This window comes from Erythrobacter crassostreae (assembly GCF_019204045.1).
GTDB classification, from domain to species: domain Bacteria; phylum Pseudomonadota; class Alphaproteobacteria; order Sphingomonadales; family Sphingomonadaceae; genus Erythrobacter; species Erythrobacter crassostreae.
In genome coordinates, this window is record NZ_JAGSPC010000001.1 from 1,794,921 (window position 1) to 1,814,054 (window position 19,134).

General features: G+C 57.2%; 21 protein-coding genes, 1 tRNA gene and 1 pseudogene. 15 read left to right on the forward strand and 8 right to left on the reverse strand.

The features are described from left to right. Nucleotide 1 precedes the first annotated feature (1 nt). From KCG46_RS08800 to rpmE, 3 genes are all read left to right on the forward strand, one after another. On the forward strand, nucleotides 2-682 hold the full coding sequence (locus KCG46_RS08800; RefSeq protein ID WP_255551846.1) for an OmpH/Skp family outer membrane protein: 681 nt from the start codon (nucleotides 2-4) through the stop codon (nucleotides 680-682). Nucleotides 683-718: 36 nt separating this feature from the next. Further along, nucleotides 719-1,210 (forward strand): 3-hydroxyacyl-ACP dehydratase FabZ, encoded by a 492-nt coding sequence (gene fabZ / locus KCG46_RS08805; protein WP_218404869.1) that lies wholly within the window; start codon nucleotides 719-721, stop codon nucleotides 1,208-1,210. 104 nt (nucleotides 1,211-1,314) lie between these two features. Next, complete coding sequence (gene rpmE / locus KCG46_RS08810) at nucleotides 1,315-1,539, forward strand: 50S ribosomal protein L31 (protein WP_218404870.1); 225 nt, start codon at nucleotides 1,315-1,317, stop codon at nucleotides 1,537-1,539. Between the two features lie 145 nt (nucleotides 1,540-1,684). Here rpmE and KCG46_RS08815 read toward each other — a convergent pair whose 3' ends face one another. Both KCG46_RS08815 and KCG46_RS08820 read right to left on the reverse strand, forming a co-directional pair. Beyond that, on the reverse strand, nucleotides 1,685-2,128 hold the full coding sequence (locus KCG46_RS08815) for a hypothetical protein (RefSeq protein ID WP_218404871.1): 444 nt from the start codon (nucleotides 2,126-2,128) through the stop codon (nucleotides 1,685-1,687). Beyond that, entirely contained in the window at nucleotides 2,125-2,757 is a 633-nt protein-coding gene (locus KCG46_RS08820; protein WP_218404872.1) for a prolyl hydroxylase family protein, read from the reverse strand. Before KCG46_RS08820 ends, KCG46_RS08815 begins: the two co-directional genes overlap by 4 nt. 230 nt (nucleotides 2,758-2,987) lie before the next feature. Between KCG46_RS08820 and KCG46_RS08825 the strand changes: the two genes are divergently transcribed. The 11 genes and pseudogenes from KCG46_RS08825 to KCG46_RS08875 all read left to right on the forward strand — a co-directional run bounded on the left by KCG46_RS08825 (nucleotide 2,988) and on the right by KCG46_RS08875 (nucleotide 11,938). Beyond that, nucleotides 2,988-3,064, forward strand: a tRNA-His gene (locus KCG46_RS08825). Nucleotides 3,065-3,139: 75 nt separating this feature from the next. Continuing rightward, nucleotides 3,140-4,207, forward strand: coding sequence for a Leu/Phe/Val dehydrogenase (locus KCG46_RS08830; protein ID WP_218404873.1), 1,068 nt, complete (start codon nucleotides 3,140-3,142; stop codon nucleotides 4,205-4,207). A 94-nt stretch (nucleotides 4,208-4,301) separates the two neighbouring features. Continuing rightward, a complete protein-coding gene (ccmC, locus tag KCG46_RS08835) occupies nucleotides 4,302-5,060 on the forward strand; it encodes a heme ABC transporter permease CcmC (RefSeq protein WP_218404874.1) in 759 nt (252 codons plus the stop codon). Further along, nucleotides 5,060-5,200 (forward strand): heme exporter protein CcmD, encoded by a 141-nt coding sequence (ccmD, locus tag KCG46_RS08840; protein ID WP_218404875.1) that lies wholly within the window; start codon nucleotides 5,060-5,062, stop codon nucleotides 5,198-5,200. Before ccmC ends, ccmD begins: the two co-directional genes overlap by 1 nt. Continuing rightward, nucleotides 5,197-5,655, forward strand: coding sequence for a cytochrome c maturation protein CcmE (gene ccmE, locus KCG46_RS08845; RefSeq protein WP_218404876.1), 459 nt, complete (start codon nucleotides 5,197-5,199; stop codon nucleotides 5,653-5,655). Before ccmD ends, ccmE begins: the two co-directional genes overlap by 4 nt. A gap of 12 nt (nucleotides 5,656-5,667) precedes the next feature. After that, nucleotides 5,668-7,653 (forward strand): heme lyase CcmF/NrfE family subunit, encoded by a 1,986-nt coding sequence (locus KCG46_RS08850; protein ID WP_218404877.1) that lies wholly within the window; start codon nucleotides 5,668-5,670, stop codon nucleotides 7,651-7,653. Continuing rightward, entirely contained in the window at nucleotides 7,653-8,177 is a 525-nt protein-coding gene (locus KCG46_RS08855) for a DsbE family thiol:disulfide interchange protein (protein ID WP_218404878.1), read from the forward strand. Before KCG46_RS08850 ends, KCG46_RS08855 begins: the two co-directional genes overlap by 1 nt. Further along, on the forward strand, nucleotides 8,174-8,593 hold the full coding sequence (locus KCG46_RS08860; RefSeq protein WP_218404879.1) for a cytochrome c-type biogenesis protein: 420 nt from the start codon (nucleotides 8,174-8,176) through the stop codon (nucleotides 8,591-8,593). The genes KCG46_RS08855 and KCG46_RS08860 overlap by 4 nt, the downstream gene beginning before the upstream one ends. Next, nucleotides 8,593-9,231: a tetratricopeptide repeat protein gene (locus KCG46_RS08865; RefSeq protein WP_218404880.1), complete on the forward strand. Its 639-nt coding sequence runs from the start codon at nucleotides 8,593-8,595 to the stop codon at nucleotides 9,229-9,231. Before KCG46_RS08860 ends, KCG46_RS08865 begins: the two co-directional genes overlap by 1 nt. 152 nt (nucleotides 9,232-9,383) lie before the next feature. Further along, nucleotides 9,384-11,317 (forward strand): annotated as a pseudogene (locus tag KCG46_RS08870) (potassium transporter Kup). 327 nt (nucleotides 11,318-11,644) lie between these two features. Beyond that, entirely contained in the window at nucleotides 11,645-11,938 is a 294-nt protein-coding gene (locus KCG46_RS08875; RefSeq protein ID WP_218404881.1) for an Imm27 family immunity protein, read from the forward strand. Between the two features lie 57 nt (nucleotides 11,939-11,995). On the opposite strand, the gene KCG46_RS08880 is transcribed toward KCG46_RS08875, so the two are convergent. Continuing rightward, nucleotides 11,996-13,354 (reverse strand): M24 family metallopeptidase, encoded by a 1,359-nt coding sequence (locus KCG46_RS08880; protein ID WP_255551847.1) that lies wholly within the window; start codon nucleotides 13,352-13,354, stop codon nucleotides 11,996-11,998. 156 nt (nucleotides 13,355-13,510) lie between these two features. Between KCG46_RS08880 and KCG46_RS08885 the strand changes: the two genes are divergently transcribed. Next, on the forward strand, nucleotides 13,511-13,711 hold the full coding sequence (locus tag KCG46_RS08885) for a hypothetical protein (protein WP_218404882.1): 201 nt from the start codon (nucleotides 13,511-13,513) through the stop codon (nucleotides 13,709-13,711). Here the strand turns inward: KCG46_RS08885 and KCG46_RS08890 are convergent. The 5 genes from KCG46_RS08890 to KCG46_RS08910 form a co-directional block, all read right to left on the reverse strand. After that, nucleotides 13,708-14,385, reverse strand: coding sequence for an inner membrane-spanning protein YciB (locus KCG46_RS08890; protein WP_439648824.1), 678 nt, complete (start codon nucleotides 14,383-14,385; stop codon nucleotides 13,708-13,710). The two genes, KCG46_RS08885 and KCG46_RS08890, sit on opposite strands and share 4 nt — an antisense overlap. After that, nucleotides 14,382-15,305: a signal recognition particle-docking protein FtsY gene (ftsY, locus tag KCG46_RS08895; protein ID WP_218404883.1), complete on the reverse strand. Its 924-nt coding sequence runs from the start codon at nucleotides 15,303-15,305 to the stop codon at nucleotides 14,382-14,384. Before ftsY ends, KCG46_RS08890 begins: the two co-directional genes overlap by 4 nt. Beyond that, on the reverse strand, nucleotides 15,302-16,492 hold the full coding sequence (locus KCG46_RS08900; RefSeq protein WP_218404884.1) for a MiaB/RimO family radical SAM methylthiotransferase: 1,191 nt from the start codon (nucleotides 16,490-16,492) through the stop codon (nucleotides 15,302-15,304). The genes ftsY and KCG46_RS08900 overlap by 4 nt, the downstream gene beginning before the upstream one ends. After that, nucleotides 16,489-17,298: a diaminopimelate epimerase gene (gene dapF / locus KCG46_RS08905; RefSeq protein ID WP_218404885.1), complete on the reverse strand. Its 810-nt coding sequence runs from the start codon at nucleotides 17,296-17,298 to the stop codon at nucleotides 16,489-16,491. The genes KCG46_RS08900 and dapF overlap by 4 nt, the downstream gene beginning before the upstream one ends. A 62-nt stretch (nucleotides 17,299-17,360) precedes the next feature. After that, nucleotides 17,361-19,028 carry a putative bifunctional diguanylate cyclase/phosphodiesterase gene (locus KCG46_RS08910; RefSeq protein ID WP_369410182.1) on the reverse strand — a complete coding sequence of 556 codons (1,668 nt, stop codon included), beginning with the start codon at nucleotides 19,026-19,028 and terminating at the stop codon, nucleotides 17,361-17,363. Nucleotides 19,029-19,134 lie beyond the last annotated feature (106 nt).

The window sequence follows — 19,134 nt, forward strand, 5'->3', positions numbered from 1 at the left end:
TATGAAACTTCTCGCGCCTGCGGGCCTTGCGCTCGCGGCTGTTGCCACAACCGTTCCAGCGACCGCTCAGGTTCAGGGCAATATCGCCACAGCAAATGTTGCTCGTGCGATTCTCGGTACAACCGCGCTGCAAACCGCGTATCAGCAGGTCAATACGACGTACGCTGCACAGCTTGAAACACGCCGGACCAAGCAGCAGGAGCTATCCACTTTGCTTCAGCCATTCGATACAAATGGCAGCGGACAGATCGAAGATTCTGAGATGAGAGCTGTGCAGAACGCACCAAACGTTGCTCAGATCACCACGCTTGAATCCGAAATTGCGGCAATCAACCAGCAAGTGAACAACGCGCGTATCTTCGCGGTTGAACAAATTCTGCGCCAGTACCCGGTAGCGCTTCAGGAAATCTCCACCGCCCAGCAAATCGTCGTAGTCTTCGAACCAGAGGCGATTCAATTCGCAGGCGAAGGTTTGGACATTACGCCTTTGATCGTGACCAACCTGAATACAAAGGTGCCAACTGTCGGCATCGTTCCGCCAGCTGATTACCGCCCAAGCCGTCAGGGCGCGACGATTTTCCAAGAGATCCAGCAAACCCTGCTCACCGCGCAGCTGATCCAGCAGCAGCAGGCGGCTCAACAGCAGCAGCAGGGAAATACACAGGCGCCGGAAGGCCGCTGAGGCACGTCGAGACGCATTGAGTAACGGGGGCAGGGCATGAGCGAAGAAGTGACTTCACCGGATACGCCGAAAGAGCCGATTGTGGATTATGATATTCACAAAATTCTGAAAGCTCTGCCTCACCGTTACCCGCTATTGCTGGTGGACCGTGTCAAATCGATCCACCTCAATGAACGGATCCATGCGGTAAAAGCCGTCAGCATGAACGAGGAGTTTTTTCAGGGTCATTTTCCTGGCGCTCCGATCATGCCGGGCGTTCTTCAGATCGAGGCTTTGGCCCAAGCGGCTGCAATCCTCGGGATCGAGACATTGGAACTTTCCGGCACAGGCAAGCTGGTGATTTTCATGGGTATCGACGGCGCGAAATTCCGGGCACCGGTGACGCCGGGCTGCCTGCTCGACCTTGAAGTGGAATTTCTCCAGCAACGCCGGACGATTTACAAATTCAAAGGCAAGGCAAGCGTTGAGGGCAAAACAACCTGTGAGACTGAATTCACCGCAATGATCGCCGATCCGCCGCAAGGCTGATCGCGACTCCGCTTGCAATTCCCCCGAATCGCGTTAAATGCGCCGCTTCCCTATTTTATAGCATTGCCGGTCGGAACCGGTGAACGCTCAGAAGGACCAGAGTTATGAAAGCCGAAGGGCATCCAGAGTATCACACCATCAAGGTCAAGATGACCGATGGTACCGAGTTTGAAACCCGCTCGACCTGGGGCAAAGAAGGCGACACGCTCGCTCTCGAGATTGACCCTACCAGCCACCCGGCATGGACCGGTGGTAAGCAGCAGCTTCAAGAAGGTGGCCGCGTTGCCGCGTTTAACAAGCGCTTTGGCGGGCTCAGCCTCAAAAAGTAATCGGCGCTCAAGAATTAGGTTTCGCTCGCAAGCGTTCGAAACATCAGTTTGCAGCTTCGGCTGTAAGGGAAAGGCGGGCTGACGGGCTCGCCTTTTTCTGTTTAGGCTTGGGAAAATCCTACCTGATAGTTTGAAGTTTGGCGGACTAGTTCACCAGAAAAGCACCATCGCATTCGTTCTTTTGATAAAAGGCATTTTCCTCTCCGGCGATGGTGGGCATCGAGAAGCAAAAACGCTCGTCACATTTCGAGATATTGATACTGGTCGTTGGAGGCCCTTCAGCTAGGGCCATGGACTGAGGGTATACGCTGATCCAACCCAAAAACGCTCCACTTTCGCGATCGAAGGTTGCGGCCTTATGACCTTCCAATAGGATCGTACCAAAATGCTCGACGGTATTTGATCGTTCAAAACGATATTCTTCGAACAGTCCGCGATTTTCGGTCTGGATAGTGTTGCGGCCCACATGGAGCGGCTCACCTACTTCGGAGAAGTAGCAGCCAAAAATCTGTTTCGGTCCCGCCGTGTCTGTGACACTGTCACACGCTGCCATCCCCAAAAGCGCAATCAGGGCGATTGGCCGACTCATCCCCAAGGTTTCTCGCGATACCACTTGGTGATCACGTACTTCATGCCCTTACGCACCTTCATCGCATGATGAAGTGTGTTCACGTTGCCGCTACCATCGGCTTTCCGATTGTTCCATCCGACCAGTTTGCCCGCTTCGGGTTCGACTTTCTTTCCAATAGATTTGAACCGCGTGGTTCCGCCTGCCTCGACATCATTTAGATAGACCATGAATGTCCACGTCCGCTGGCCTGCGACGCTACAGAATTTCTCCCAATCTTCTCCATCTGGATTGAACCAGTCAGTGTGCTGCTTGAATTCCTGACCAACTTCGTAACGTTGACCTTGAAGCGTCTCGCCATGCGCCGGGTTGATCCCGGTAAAGTCGGTCAGCATCCGCTCGGCTTCCCGCACGGCGGGTTCTTCGACTTTCATGTCGCAGGTTTCGCTGGTGCGGAATGCAGTATCACCGTTGTAATCAGCCAATGTCGATGGGCGGCGATCCGTTTCGATCAGGTGGATCAAATCCGCGCAGAGGGCAGGCGGCAGGAAAGCCGGTTTCACCACCATCTCAATTTTCGGCGACGGAACACGCATGACGCCGTGATGCGTGCGAAGGAATTCAATGGAGGAATCACCGGGGCCGTGCATGCTGACGGGATAGCTTCGCGGACGGCTCTCGCCAAGGCAAGGAAAAGCCCCGCGAAAGAATCTTGCGCAAAGTCGCTGCGGAATCAGTTTTCGCTTCCCATCCAAGGCACTTTGTGCAACAGGCTCGCGCCGCTAAAGCGTAGCCTTGACGGGCCACGTGACAGGCTTATCACGCCCCCCTGCGCGGGCTTGGCAGTAACCCAAAAGGTTGCGTCGGGAAGGGGCATGTGGCGATCGTAGCTCAGTTGGTTAGAGCGCCGGTTTGTGGTACCGGAGGTCGGGGGTTCAAGACCCCTCGATCGCCCCATTTTCCCACTGTTTCCGATGATCCTCCGATGGATCTGCTGGGTGACCTGTGCGCCATATTGGGGCGTTGACGTATATGACCGCATTCTGGACTGAACCGGATTTTGACGACCACGAGATGGTGCATATTGTGCGCGATCGCGAAAGTGGTCTGATGGCGATTATTGCGGTTCATTCGACCCATCTCGGCCCGGGCGCTGGCGGTACCCGGTTCTGGCACTATCCCGACCCGAAAGCCGGACTGCGCGACGCGCTGCGTCTTTCCAGAGGGATGAGCTATAAGAACGCGATGGCGGGCCTGCCGATGGGCGGCGGCAAAGCCGTTATTCTTGCCGACGAAGCGCGGACCAAGACCCCTGAATTGCTTGCCGCATTCGGTGATGCTGTAGAAGGCTTGGGCGGAGAATATGTTACCGCAGAAGACGTTGGAATCAGTGAGGCCGATATGGTCGCTGTTTCAAAGCGGACGGCGCATGTTTCAGGCCTTCCGGTTTCGGGTGACAATGCCGCAGGCGGTGATCCCGGCCCGTTCACCGCGATGGGCATTTATCTTGGAATTAAGGCGGCTGTCCGTCACAAGCTGGGCAAAGACAGCGTCGCAGGTGTCCATGTCGCAGTGCAAGGCATTGGCAGCGTTGGCGGCGGTGTCGCGAAATTGCTCGCCAAAGACGGAGCCAAGTTGACGCTTGCCGACATCAACGCCGACCGCGCAGCGGCTCTGGCGGCTGAACTCGGCGGTCAATCCGTTGATGCAGACAGCATTCTGACCACACCCTGTGATGTGCTCAGCCCGAATGCACTTGGCGCAATCCTAGATGAAGACAGCATCGCGGCGCTCGACACGGCGATCGTTGCTGGCGGCGCGAACAATCAACTCGCCCGCGCGCATCACGGCAAAGCTCTGTTTGAACGCGATATTCTGTTCGCGCCAGACTATGTCATCAACGCTGGTGGTATCATCTCGGTTGCAACCGAGTATCTCGCCCGCCGTGACGGCAAATCGGCCGGTATCGAAGAAGTGCATCAACGCATTGCAACAATCCCGCAAAAGCTTGAACAGGTTTGGCAAAAGAGCGACGAGACAGGCACATCGCCTGATGTTGTGGCCGACCGGATGGCTCAGGATCTGATCGGGCGGGGCTAAGCAGTCCTATTGCACCATTTGCGACAGGGTATTGCGCAATTTGCGCCCTTGCGGGCGGCGCAGGGGGCATTAGAACGGCGGCAAGGCCAAAACGATGCATATTTACGCTAACCCAAAACGATTCCTGTCACTTGCGCAGTGGCTGACACCGCTTCTTTTCTGGAGCGGTTTGGTGCTGTCGCTGGGCGCGATTGTGTGGGGCATAATCAACGTCGCACCTGATCGGCTGATGGGTGAGAGTGTGCGCATCCTGTTTATCCATGTGCCCGCCGCTTGGCTCGGAATGGGCGGTTGGGCAGGAATTGCGATTTCTTCCGCTGTGCTTCTGATCTGGAAACACCCGCTTGCTAGCATTGCCGCGCGCGCCATAGCGCTGCCAGGAATGACCTTCACTGCTATTTGCCTCGCGACCGGTTCGATCTGGGGCCGCCCGACATGGGGCACATGGTGGGTGTGGGACGGACGGCTGACCAGCATGTTGGTGCTGTTGTTTCTTTACGCCGGATACATTGCCTTGGCCCAAGCGACCGCCCGCGAAGGTGGATCGGTCAAGATTGCGGCGATTTTCGGTATTGTAGGCGCAATCAATATTCCGATCATCAACCGCAGCGTCGTGTGGTGGAATTCACTCCATCAACCACCGAGCATCACCGCCGGCGGCTCATCGATTGATGCAAGCTACCTGTGGCCACTGCTCGCCGCCGTAATCGGCTTTTCTCTGCTGTTTGGCGGGATAGTCTTGATGCGGATGCGGGCTTTGATAGCCGAGCAACAGGTTGAGGCGCGCTTGCGCCGCCGCGCTCTGGATGACGACGCGCCGGTTGCTGCAAGGCCAATGGCGGAGAGTGCATAATGCGGGAAGCGTTGGATCACTGGGACTATGTCATTGCGGCCTATGCAATCGGGCTGGGCGCGCTTGCTATATTGATTGCATGGAGTTGGCAGGCGATGCGCCGTGCGGAAAAACGCCGGGATGAGGTGAAACGCAAATGAAAGCGAAGCATCAACGGTTAGTGCTGGTCATTTTGGCGCTGGTGGCGATTGTCGCTGCTGGCCTGATCGCGACATGGACACTGCGCAATCAAGCGAATTATTTCTACCTGCCAGAGCAAATGGCTGCGGAGCCGCCGGCTGTTGGTCAAGCGGTGCGCTTGGGCGGTATGGTCCAAGCGGGGTCCATTACGCCGCAACCTGATGGCATTACCGTGAAGTTTGTCGTCACAGGCAATGAGGCGAGCACTGTGCCCGTCCGGTATAGCGGCATTTTGCCCGACCTTTTCGTTGAAGGGTCCGGCGTGGTGGCGGATGGCAGTCTTGATGCGGACGGTGTCTTTCAGGCAACCAACCTGCTTGCCAAACATGACGAGAACTATGTGCCGCGTGAACTCGAAGGGTTGGAGGCGCATCAGCCTTCCGACTACGCCGATACCACCATCGGGATTGATTAGGGGCCTATAAGCATGATCGCTGAACTCGGCCTTGCCGCATTATGGCTCGCAACGGCATTGGCTGTCTTGCAGATTGTTTCCGGCGTGCTGGGCCTGCGCGCAGGCGAGAAGGGCGCAGCGTTAGCGATTTATGCGCGCCCCGCCGCGGTTGTTCAGGCGTTTTTGGCGGTGCTGGCATTCTTCCTGCTGCTCTGGGCTTTCGCGATAACCGATCTATCGATCAAGCTGGTCGCGACCAATTCACACTCGATGAAGCCTATGCTGTACAAGCTGACAGGCACGTGGGGGAACCACGAAGGCTCGATGCTGCTTTGGGTCGCAGTGCTTGCGTTATCGGGCGGCCTGCTTGCGGGACTGGAGCGGAGACTGCCGCACAAGACGATGAGTGCAACGCTGGCTGTGCAGGGCTTTGTGGCGCTCGGCTTCTATGCTTTTCTGCTGCTCAGCTCCAATCCGTTTGAGCGTCTGCCCATCCCTGCGGTCGAAGGGACTGGCCTCAATCCGCTGCTTCAGGACATCGGTCTCGCGATTCACCCGCCGACGCTTTATGTTGGTTATGTCGGCCTTTCTGTCGCGTTCAGCCTCGCCATGGGCGCTTTGATTGCAAAGCAGGTTACGCCTGATTTCGCCAAGGTCATGCGGCCATGGGTACTGTTTGCGTGGGTGTTCCTCACGCTGGGGATTACCGCCGGATCATACTGGGCGTATTATGAGCTTGGCTGGGGTGGCTGGTGGTTTTGGGACCCGGTAGAAAATTCCTCGCTCATGCCATGGCTTGCGGCGACGGCATTGCTGCATTCGGTTAGCGTTCTGGCGGCGCGAGATGCGCTTAGGACGTGGACGATCATGCTTGGCGTGCTGGCATTTTCTATGTCGATGCTGGGAACATTCCTTGTGCGTTCTGGCGTGCTGACGAGCGTGCATGCCTTTGCAGTCGATCCGGAACGGGGCAGCTTCATACTCTTGCTTCTTGGCCTGTATATTGGCGGTGCTTTGGCGATCTTTGCCGTGCGAGCGGGCTCCATTACCGAGGGCAAGCGGTTTTCCGTGACAAGCCGTGAGAGCGCGCTGGTTTTTAACAATGTGATGCTCTCCGCGATTTTGGCGATTGTGTTGCTGGGCACGCTCTATCCGTTGCTAACAGAAGCGTTTGATGTGCGCGTTTCGGTCGGACCGCCATACTTCAACCCGGCCGGTGCGATCTTCGCGATCCCTATGTTTATAGTGATGGGCGTTGGGCCGCTGCTGCGTTGGAAACAGGACAAACCCGCGCGTATTCAGTTTGAATTGTCGCTGATCGCCGCGGTTGCCATCGCGGTTGTGTCTGTGGTTGCGATTTTAGGCGACTATTCGATCCTTGCGGTCCTTGGTCTCGCACTTTCTGTAGCGCTTGGAATCGCGGCTTTCCTGCCGCTTCGAGGTCGAAAGATCGGGCGCGTGCCGCTTGCAACGTGGGGCATGATCATGGCTCATTTCGGCGTTGCGGTTTCGCTGTTCGGTATGGCGAGCGAGAGCGCGTTTACAGAAGAGCGCCTCGCTGCGGTTACTCCCGGTTCAACCGAGCAGCTGGGCGATTGGAACATAGAGCTAATGGGTGTGGACCCGGTCGCCGGTCCGAACTGGACAGCGGTGGAAGCGCGCCTTGCGGTCTCGCGCGGGGATGAAGAACCGACGATTATCAATCCGCAGGCCCGCAACTTTTGGGCACCGGCTCAAGCGACCAGCGAAAGCGCTCTGGTAACCCGCTGGGACGGGCAGCTTTATGCGGTGATCGGTGAACAGTCCGAAGATGGCCGCTGGCAGCTTCGCGTGTGGTGGAAACCGTTCGTGACTTTCATCTGGTATGGCGGCTTGCTGATTTCGCTCGGCGGCGTGCTTTCGATTGTCGGCCGCGTTCGTCTGGACCTCAAACGGCGTAGCGCCGTACGCAAAGGGAAAGCCCGCCGCGATGACAAGGCCGCGCTTTCCGGCGCACCTCAACCGGAGCCTGCCGAATAATGCGCCCCGTCTTTTTCATTCCACTCGCCCTGTTTCTGTTTTTCGCAGGGCTCGCCGGTTACATGCTGGCCAATGGCCGATTTGAAGCTGTGCCATCCCATATGGTCAACAAACCTCTGCCCGAATTCACTCTGCCGCCAGCGGTCGATGGGTTGCCCGGCACATCGCGTGCGGATTTCATTGGCGGAAAGCCAAAGCTGCTGAATGTTTGGGCGAGTTGGTGTCTGCCTTGCATTGCAGAGGCTCCGCAGCTTGAAGCTCTCAAAGAAGAAGGCGTCGAAATCATTGGCATCGCGATCCGTGACAAGCCGGAGGACGTGGGCGATTTCCTCAATCGGTATGGCAATCCATATACGCGCATCGGCGCCGATGACATTTCACAGCTCCAGATCGAAATCGGCGCGGCCGGCGTGCCTGAAACCTTTGTAATCGATGCCAAGGGTAACATTCGGCATCAGCATATTGGCGATATTCGCGCGAGTGATGTCCCGAAGCTGCTGCAAATCCTGGAAGATGTGCAATGATCCGCACGGTTCTTCTCATGCTCGCGATAATCGCAGCACCGCTTTCTGCTCAGGATACTATGCCGCCTGCGCCCTATGCGTACACGCAGCTTGAAGACCCCGCGCTTGAGGCCAAGGCTACTGAACTGATGAGCACTCTGCGGTGCCTCAAATGTCAGTCTCAAGCGATCAATGACAGCGATGCGCCGATGGCCGGCGATATGCGCCATCAGGTCCGCACCAAAATTCTCGCTGGAGAAGAGCCCGAGGCGATCCGTGCTTGGCTGGTCGATCGATATGGCGATTATGTCAGTTACCAGCCAGAGGTTAGCTCGACCACGTGGCCGCTTTTTGCTGTGCCCGCGCTCTTGATCCTTGTCGCGTTGCTGATCCTGCTGCGACGTGTGGGTAAGCGGCGCATGGAGGGGGATGAGTAATGGGCGGGTGGCTCGCAATTCTTTCACTGGCGCTCGTCGCTTTCGCGCTTGCGGCTTTCATGCTGCGCCTACCAAAAGAAGGCTACGCGCTGTTCGGGTCGGTCCTGTTGTTCGGCCTCGCCGGTTACGCTTGGCAGGGTTCTCCGGATCAGCCGGGTAGCCCGAAGGCGGCGATGATCCAGGAGCCGCGCTCTGGCGAGGACATGGTTCAGGCCCGCTCCGCGCTGTTTGATGACACGCAGCAAAAACCGAACTACCTGCTCACGTCTGATGCATTCGCACGCAAGGGCCAGTTCGATGATGCGGCAGGATTGCTGCGTAAGGGGTTGGAAGATAATCCCAACCATATCGAAGGCTGGCTGGCGCTGGCCATGGCTTTGACCGCCCATGCAGAAGGGTTTGTGACTCCGGCAGCGGTTCATGCCTATGACCGTGCCCGCGCAATCGATCCGGCCAATCCTGCTGCTGATTTCTTCCTCGGTTTTTCGTTCCTTCAATCGGGTGAGATCCGTCAGGCGCGCAATATCTGGGCGGGGTTGCTTGCCCGTTCTCCCGAAGACGCACCGTGGCGTGAAGATCTGGAGGCGCGTGTGACGCAGCTGGATGACATGATCGCCAATGCGCCGATGCTGCAATAGTGTCACACCTCGACGCGGGGGAATTGTTGCAGGGGCGAAAAGTCGGTGCTAGTGGCCGCGACCTTGCGGAAAGCCGCATTTCGATGGACGTATCGTTATCAACCCACGATGCGCCCTAAGGGCAGTACCGAGGATCGGGAAATCCAGCTGATATGAGCGACACAGCACCGGCAAAGGCGGCTCCCGCGCACCAGGCTCCCAGCGGGGGTCATGGGCATAGCGCGTCAAAATCCGCGCTCGCCGTCGGTGCAATCGGTGTTGTCTTCGGCGATATCGGCACCAGCCCGCTTTATGCTTTCCGCGAAACCTTTGTCGGTCCGCATCCGCTTGCGCTCGACACTCCGCATGTTTTGGGCGTGATCAGCCTGATTTTCTGGTCGATGACGCTGGTCGTTTCTATTCAATATGTGTCGATCCTGATGCGCGCCGATAACAAAGGGCAGGGCGGCAGTCTTGCCCTCGTCGCGCTAATCTCGCGCAGCATAACCAAGACAAAATATGGCTGGGTGGCGATCTTGCTCGGCGTGTTTGCGACGTCGCTGTTTTATGGCGACTCGATGATTACACCTGCGATTTCGGTCCTTTCCGCGGTCGAGGGGCTAACCGTCGTTGATCAGGGGCTGGAACAATATGTTATCCCGATTGCGCTTGCCCTGCTGGTGTTCCTGTTTGTCCTGCAAAAGCGCGGAACAGCTAAGGTCGGGGCGCTGTTTGCGCCGGTGATGATTGTCTACTTCACTGTGATTGCGGGCATGGGATCGTGGCAGATCATCAACACGCCTGAGATTCTGTGGGCGCTGAACCCGTATTACGCGATCAATTTCTTCGTGATTGATGGATGGCTTGCCTTTCTCGCGCTTGGCTCCGTTGTTCTTGCTGTAACCGGTTCTGAGGCGCTGTATTCCGATATGGGGCACTTTGGACGCGGTCCGATGCGTCTCAGCTGGTTCGGCTTTGTCATGCCGTGCCTGTTGCTCAATTACTTCGGCCAGGGCGCGATGATCATCGGCCTGCCAGCGGAACAAGCTGCCGAAGCCATTCAAAGCCCGTTCTTCTTCCTCGCCAGTGAAGAATACCGCTTGCCGCTCGTCTTCCTTGCGACGATCGCGACATTCATTGCGAGCCAGGCCGTAATCTCCGGCGCGTTCTCGATCACGCATCAGGCGATCCAGATGGGCTACATCCCCCGCTTGAAAACGCTCCACACCAGCGAGACCGAGGGCGGCCAGATCTATATTCCTTTCATCAACTGGGCGCTGATGGTCGCGGTGATTATCCTTGTCCTGACGTTCCAAAACTCGTCCAACCTTGCCAGCGCATACGGCATCGCGGTTACGGGGGCGGTGACGATCGATACGTTGCTGATGGCAGTGTTGTTCGTCGGCGTGTGGAAGTGGAAATGGTGGTACGCGCTGCCGGTCGTGCTTCTCTTCCTGATCGTTGATGGCGCTTACTTCGCTGCGAACCTGACCAAAGTGCCTGAGGGCGGCTGGTTCCCTCTCATGGTCGGCTTTATCGCCTTCCTGCTGCTCACCACATGGGCGAGAGGCCGCAAACTGATGCGAGAGCGGATGAGCGAGCACGCGCTGCCGATGGAAATCTTTGCCAAAAGCGCCAAGAACTCTGCGCTTCGTGTGCCCGGCACCGCGATCTTCATGGCCTCAGCCAGCTCCGGTGTGCCGTCCGCGTTGCTGCACAATATCAAGCACAACAAAGTGCTGCATGAGCGGGTTGTGATCCTGACGGTCGATATTCAGGACGTGCCATACGTTGATCCGGAGAAACGGTGCGAATTCACCGATATGGGCGACGGGTTTTATCGTGCGGTGCTGCATTTGGGTTTATGGAAGAGACCAACGTGCCCATAGGGCTGAAGCAGATGGAACAGTGCGGCGGTGAGTTTGATATGATGCACACCAGCTTCTTCCTGTCGCGCCAAACGCTGCTGGCGAGTGACAAGCCGGGGATGCCGATCTGGCGCGAGAAGATATTTGCGTGGCTGCTGAGAAACTCGGCCAGCGCGATGGACTTCTTCAAACTACCAACCAACCGCGTGGTTGAATTGGGCAGCCAAGTCGAGATTTAGCAGGCGCATTGCGCCTGTAGGACACGCATGACACATTTTCCAACATGTCATGTGCCTCCTACAGGGTGTTTTCAAAGTAATTCAGCGCTTTAGCCATGCTGGACATGGGTGACACTTGTCCAACAGGAGACGCGTGCGAGGATGCGATTTTCAAAGAGCCGGGCGCAGTATGGCGCGGACAGAGCGAGTAGGAAAACGGCGAATAGTCCAAGGCATTGAGGGATATGGACAGGGTTTCCGCTTACGACCTGATTGCGGGCAATTATCAAGTAGGTACGATCATGTTACCATCGCTCATATATGCTGGTGAAGTGTGAGATCAACATCATGGATAAACTCCTACAAACGGAAACCGAACTGATTGGTCAATGGGTTGAAAAGGACGGCGGAGTACAGGCTGATTCTGTAGCTAGACGGATTGATCGACTTGTTGATTATCGTCTTGTCGCAGTCCAAGCCCATCCCCGAGATTTGTGCTGGACACAACTATATCGCGATCCGGTAGATGGGAGATACTGGGAGCATACCTATCCAGAAAGTGTGCGTCATGGCGGTGGCCCACCTGCCCTGAGGGTCATTTCTGAGTCGGAGATAGCCAAAGAGTATGGCTTCAATCCGTGAATTGGCGACCTGTCTAGTTTCCGCTTCCCACCCCACAAGCGGACATCATGGCGCCCATCATTCCGCCGCAATCATCGTAATTTGCGTCTGCCGCCCGTCGATATAGCGCACGGTTTCTCCGTCGAAATACGCGTCTTCCTCTGTTCGGAAATCGACGCGTTGACCGCCCCATTCGGGCACTTTGGCATAGGTGGTCAGTTCGATTGACCATGCCGTGTTCGCGCGGATCGTGCCTGCGCCGCGCGGGTCGTATTCCTGATTGTCCCAAAATCCGATGGCGGGGCCTGCGCCGTGACCATGGGTGCCGATTGGGTGAGTGTATATTGAGGGATCGAGGCCCTCTGCAATCGCCTCTGCACGCGATTTGAGCATGGCGACATTGCCGGATCGGCCGACTTCAAAATTGGCGGTGAGGATGTCCTGCACGCGGTTTGAATTGGCGAGGCCTGCGGCAAGGCCAGCGGGCACTTCGCTCTCGCCCGGTTTCAGGACATAGGCGAGGTGCTGCGTATCGGTGTTCAGCCGCAGATAGGTGATGCCGAAATCGGTCCAGAGCAGATCGCCGTGCTCGATAACTGTGTCACCGCGCAGAATACCTTCCGCGCCCTCGCGCTGGATACCGATACTGGGGTGAAACCAAGGGGTCAGGCAAAGTTTTGCAAGGCGTTCACGATACCACCACTGCACATCGGCGGCGGTCGTAATGCCGGGCGTGATGACCTTGTTTGAGAATGCTTCTGCGATAATCGCGTGGGCTGTGCGCACGATGGTGGGATAGATTCCCATCTCGGACGGGATACGGGTTTCCAGCCAGCGCACGCTCAACGTTTCACCCGACACGATCCGGTCGCGATATTGCGGCGTCAGCTTTTCGTTCATCGCCACAAACTGGCTGTATGTCATGCCGTCTCCGAAAACGGTCGCATCGGAGTAATTGATCGCAATTTTCGCTGGATCGCGCGCGGCAATAATGTCGGCGACGGCTTGCCATTGATCCGGCTGTTCTTCGGGGTTCCATGATGGTTCAAACAGTCCGGCTAGTCCGTACCGGCTGACGGTAAGACGCTCGATAGGCTGGCCTTCTCCGGGATCAAAAAAGATCAGAATCGTGCGGCGACGCGCAGCCATGCTTTTGGCGTCCAGCATCGAGGCAACAACCGGCTCTTCAAAATATTCGCGGCTCATCATCAGCCACAGATCGACGCCTTCCTCGCGCATGATTTGCGGAATGACGGTGTCGAGCCGCTCGGCAAGGATGCGGTCGATCACATCGGCGCGCTCTCTCATGGTGAGGATCACCGGCAATTGCGGGGTTGCCTGCTCGGTCTCGCTCATCGGGATAGGCGGGGTCGCAGAAAGCGGCGCAGGCAAGATCATTGATGCCGCAATCATTGTTGACCGAAATACCCGTTTCATATCCTTGCCCCTTTTTACGGCCACTCTGTAGCGCGGCGATGTTCACATCCTACGCCGGAAAGTTGTTGCTTGAAACAAGATGTTACAGGCGCAGATATTGTCTTGCCCGCGCAGCAAACTGTAAAGCGTGCGCAAGATAAAAACAGGAACTCTTCAATGTCTGCTCGTAGAATATTCGCCTCGGGTCGCCGTGAAACCAAATTTGGTCATGGCCGATACCTGAACACGATCACCACCAGCCGGACGACTGATAATCAGGAAAAGGTTGTAAGCGACGTGCTGCGCGAGCGGGCCCGCCGTGCGCTTTATGCCGATTGCGACCGCGCACCGCTGGGCTGGGAAAACGCCGCAGCCTAAGCTTTCGGCGTTTCGTCTTCGGCCGCTTCGTCCTCTTGCCCGATATCCAGCCCGTGTTTGAGCAGCATGGGCAGGTTGGCCATTGTGAAGATCAAACTGAGCGGCATGAACACCCAGAATTTCGCCCAGAGCCATCCCTCGAATGACATATAGGCGACCAGACCTTCGTTCAGGCCGGCAAGCGCGAGGAAGAAGATACCGAAATTGCGCGATATTTTCAGCCAGCCTTGCTCGTCTACGCCTTCGAACGCGGCCTCCAGCAAAACTTTGAGCAAAGCCTTGCCCATGAAGAAACCGCCGAGCAGCATAACACCGAAAAACCCGTAAATGATCGTGGGTTTCAGCTGCACAAAGCGCGGATCGCCAAAGAACACAGTCAACGCGCCGAACCCGACAATCAGCGCCGTCGACAGCATCAGCATCGGTGAAACATGGCCGAGCTTGAACTTGCTGAATGCGAGCGCGATGACCGCCGCGACCATAAAGGCGATGGTACCATAAATGACGGGTGCTATCTCGCCGAACTGGGAATCGGCTGGCACAGGATAGAGTTTGAATACGGCGAGAAAGACCAGCAGTGGACCGTAATCAACCAGCATATTGAGCCAACCGGATTTGGGTTTAGCCGTGGCCGTCTCAATAGCGTCTACGGCGGTGCTTTCTTCGGTCATCATGCGACCCCTGCAATGACGCGCGCGACCAAATCGGGATCGAACGGGCGCAAATCTTCCATTTTCTCGCCCACGCCAATGGCATGGATCGGCAAGCCATATTGCTCGGCCGCGGCCACAAGGACACCGCCGCGCGCCGTGCCATCCAGCTTGGTCATGATCAGACCGGTGACGCCTGCAACCTCCTTGAACACGTCGATTTGCGACAGGGCGTTTTGCCCGTTGGTGGCATCGAGTACGAGGACAACGTCATGCGGTGCCTCCGGATTGAGCCGCCCAAGAACGCGGCGTATCTTCTCCAGCTCGTCCATCAATTCGCGCTTGTTCTGAAGCCGTCCGGCCGTGTCCACGACCAAAGCGTCGATACCGGTGTCGGTCGCTTGCTTGACTGCATCGAACACGATGGAGGCCGGATCGCCGCCTTCGGGACCGCGCACAATGTCCACGCCCGCGCGCTCTGCCCATGTGGCGAGCTGGCCGATGGCGGCTGCGCGGAACGTGTCACCCGCAGCCAAAAGCACGCCGTAATCATCCTCGGTAAAGAGATGCGCGAGCTTTGCGATGGTGGTGGTTTTTCCCGATCCGTTGACCCCGATCACCAGAATGACTTGTGGGCGCGGGAAAGCGGTGACTTCGAGCGGTTTGGCGACCGGACGCAGAATTTCGGCGATCTCTTCTGCAACAGCCTCTTTGAGCTCAATCGTAGTGATTTCAGAACCGAAGCGTTTCTCGGCCAGTTTTTCGCGAATGCGCGAGGCCGCCGACGGGCCAAGGTCCGAGATAATGAGCGCGTCTTCGATATCGTCAAGGGTCGCATCGTCCAGCTTGCCGCCGCCGGCAAGTCCGGACAGGTTTTCGCCGAGCCGGTCGGAGGTTTTGCGAAAGCCGCCGAGCAGCTTTTCGCTCCAACTTGTCTCGCTCATACCAACAGGCCTTCCTCGATACCGCGCACGGTCAGATTGACGATGTTGCCCGCTTCGGTGCCTTCGGGAAGGCGGGCGCGGGCATAATTCGGCGCATAGCCCGTTCCGTCGCGCTCGGCGAGGATTGGCAGCGTTTCACCCACAAGGCTGGCGAGCCATGCGCTGCGCACATCCGAAACCGCCGCGCGCAAATCGGCGGCGCGCGCTTTAATGATCGCGCGATCCATTTGCGGCATCCGCGCAGCGGGCGTGCCGGGGCGGGGCGAGAACGGGAAGATATGCCCATGCGCAATGCCAAGCTCACGAATAATCGAAAGGTTCTCGGCGTGATGTGCGTCTGTCTCTGTCGGGAAACCCGCCATCAGATCGGCACCGACGGTGATTTCGGGGCGCCGCGCTTTCAGGCCCATGGCAAGATCGACCGCATCGTCGCGCAGATGCCGGCGCTTCATGCGTTTCAGGATCAGGTCTGCGCCGTGCTGCAGCGAAAGGTGCAGGTGCGGCATAATCCGCTGCTCGCTGGCGAACAGTTCAAACAGTTCTTCGTCGATCTCAATCCCGTCGAGCGACGAAAGGCGCACACGGGTTAGATCGGGAAATTCAGCGAGGATCGCGGTGGCGAGCGTACCGAGTTTTGGCTCACCCGGCAGGTCATGTCCCCAACTCGTAAGATCCACGCCGGTAAGCACCGCTTCCTTCGCACCTTGGGCAAGATGAAGTTCGATCTGGTGCAATGCCTCGGCGACTGACAGCGAACGGCTTTTGCCGCGCCCCTGCGGAATTACGCAAAACGTGCAATCATGGTCGCAGCCGTTTTGCACCGCGATAAAGGCGCGGGTCTTGGTCGGTGCTATCGGTGTTTCGGCGACGGGCGCGTTCCACGCTCGCGGATCAAGTTTCCTCTGATTCGCTATCAAGCCATCGACTTCGGGCATATCGGCGATCTGTTCGCGTTCAATATCGGCGGCGCATCCGGTGACGATCAGGCGCGCATCGGGCCGCGCGCGGCGCGCTTTGCGGATGGCTTGGCGGGTCTGTCGCACAGCCTCGGACGTGACCGCGCAGGAGTTCACCACGACAACATCGCCAGCGTCGGCAAGCATAGCGCGCATCCGCTCGCTTTCTGCAATGTTCAAGCGGCAGCCGAGCGATATGACTTCTGGTTTAATGTTGGCGGGGGCGCTCATGAATAGTCATCCCATTCGAACGATCCGCGATAGGCCTCGGTTGCGGGACCGGTCATGCGGATCGATCCGCCTTGCTCCCACGCAATTGTGAGATCGCCGCCCGGTAGAGTGACGTTCACCGGACTGCGGGCAATGCCCTTGCGAATTGCCGCGACCGCCGTGGCACAGGCGCCCGTGCCGCATGCCCGCGTAAGTCCAACGCCGCGTTCCCAAACGTGAAGCGTTAAGTGATCTTCGCCAGCCACGCTTGCGACATTCACATTGATGCGTTCGGGAAAAAGCGGGTCTGTTTCGATCACGGGGCCGATTGCCGCAAGGTTGATAGCATCCGCATCGTCGACAAAGAAAATCACGTGCGGGTTGCCGACATTGATTGCCATTGGCGCATCGAGATCATCCCAACCGACCGGCATGTTCGCGGTATCCATTGCGTAAGCCAGCGGGACCGCGTCCCATTTGAATTTCGGAACGCCCATATCAACGCTCGCTCCGCCTTCAGCAGGTTCAAGCGCAATCGTGCCGCCAGCGGTTTCGACGCGCGCCGCTGTGCCATGCAACAGAGCAACCGCGCGGCTGGCATTGCCGCAGGCTTCCACCTCGCCGCCATCGGCATTGAAAATGCGCATTTTGAAATCGGCCGCGTCGCTTGGCTCCAGCACAATCATCTGATCGCAGCCAATACCTTCGCGCCTATCAGCGATCCGTGCAGCAATTGCGTCTGTGATTGCGGGCAGGGCGGTCTCGCGCGCATCAAGCACGACGAAATCATTGCCTAGGCCGTGCATCTTGATGAAGGGGATGCGCATAGTATTCGGGCATCTATGCACCCATGGGCGCTGCGTCTAGTCTGTGCAGCGGGGAAATGCTGCTAATTCGCGGAGGCTTGAAGGCGGATTTCCGCTTGCTCGATCTCGTCTTGAGGTTCCACGGCGGATTGCCCAGTTTCCCGCGTGCTTGCCAATTTGTTGGTGCGGCGCAAGCGTTCAAAGACTTCCTGTGAGGTTTCAGGTTTGCCGAATAGGTAGCCTTGCCCTTTCAGATCACCCATTTCCTTAAGCGTTTCGAGAACCTCTTCGCTCTCGATACCCTCTGCAGTGATCGGAATGTTGAGGCCGCGACCCAAAGAGACAATGGCATCGACAATCGTGCTGTCGCCGCCGGAACTGCGAAGTTCGCTGACAAACGAACGGTCAATTTTAAGCCGGTCAAACGGAAGCGTGCGCAGCTGTTCAAGGCTTGAATAACCGGTTCCGAAATCATCGAGGCTGATCTTTACGCCCTGATTGCGCAAGCTTGTGATCATTGATCGGACCATGCCGATATTGTCGTGCAGGCAGCTTTCAGTGACTTCGATTTCAAGGCGTTCCGCCGGGAAGTTATGCGCGACCAGCATCTTTAATAGCTTTTGCGCAAACCATGGATCGCGCAATTGCACTGGAGAGATATTGACCGACAATGTCAGCTTTTCATCCCATAACTGTGCATCGGCAAAGGCGCGCTTGATCAGCTGCTCTGAAACTTCGGAGATGAGGCCAATCTCTTCGGCAATCGGAATAAAGACTTCCGGACTGACAACGCCAAGCTGCGGCGATTGCCACCGGGCCAGCATTTCAAACCCGGCCAATTCGCCGGTATTGATGTCAACTTGCTGCTCATAATACGGCACGAACTCGGCCTCTGCGACACCGCGCCGAATACCCGCTTCAAGTTCGTTGCGGAAGCGCAGTTCGTTTTCCATGCTCGGCTCGAACCAGAAATAGCGATTCTTGCCTTGTTTCTTGGCGTGATACATCGCGATATCCGCGCGGTGCATCAGCTCATTCGCATCTGTCACGCTAAGGTTCTGGACCAGTTCTTCGTGATCGGTTGCCACGCCGATCGACATGGTTGCATCGATCACCAGCGATTCAAGGCGGAAGGGCAGGATGACCCGATCGAACAGGCGGATGACAAGCTCATCTACGCGGCTGCGCATGTGCGGCTCATAGGCCATGACAAAGGCAAACTCGTCTCCGCCAAGACGCGCGCATATTGCGTCTTCAGGTAGTAGATCAACGATCCGTTCAGACAGGCTGACCAGCACTTGATCACCGATTGAATGGCCATGCATGTCATTGATCTGTTTGAAGTTATCCAGATCAATCATGGCGTAGGCAACGGCTTGCCCATTCTCCATGGCGCGCTCGCGCAGATTGTCTGTTGCGATCCCCATGCTGCGCCGGTTCAGGCAACCGGTTAGCGGGTCGATTTCAGCCAATTCTCTTGCTTGTTGCTCGGCCCGTTTGCGTTCGGAAATCTCTACGGTGAGCTGGCGGTAACGGCGCCAGCCAAAAACGATCAACGCAATATTGAGCAGCATCGCATTGGCGAGCAGTTTGTCAGGGCCCCGGCCATTCGAGAAAATCGCGTCAATTACGCTCGGCAAAACAGAGCCGCCGGTGCCGACGAACATGATGATCGCGGCTGTCGCGATACCCAGTGCAATCAGATCCTTCTCGGCGCTGCCGAAACGATCCTTGGTCTCTTTATCCGTCACCGTTTCTGCCTCTGAACGACGCGCCTTGCGTCCTCCCCCCGATCGACTGTTGCTCTAATAGTCAGAGCAATAGTGGGCGGGTATGCGCGAAGCCTCTAAAAATCGG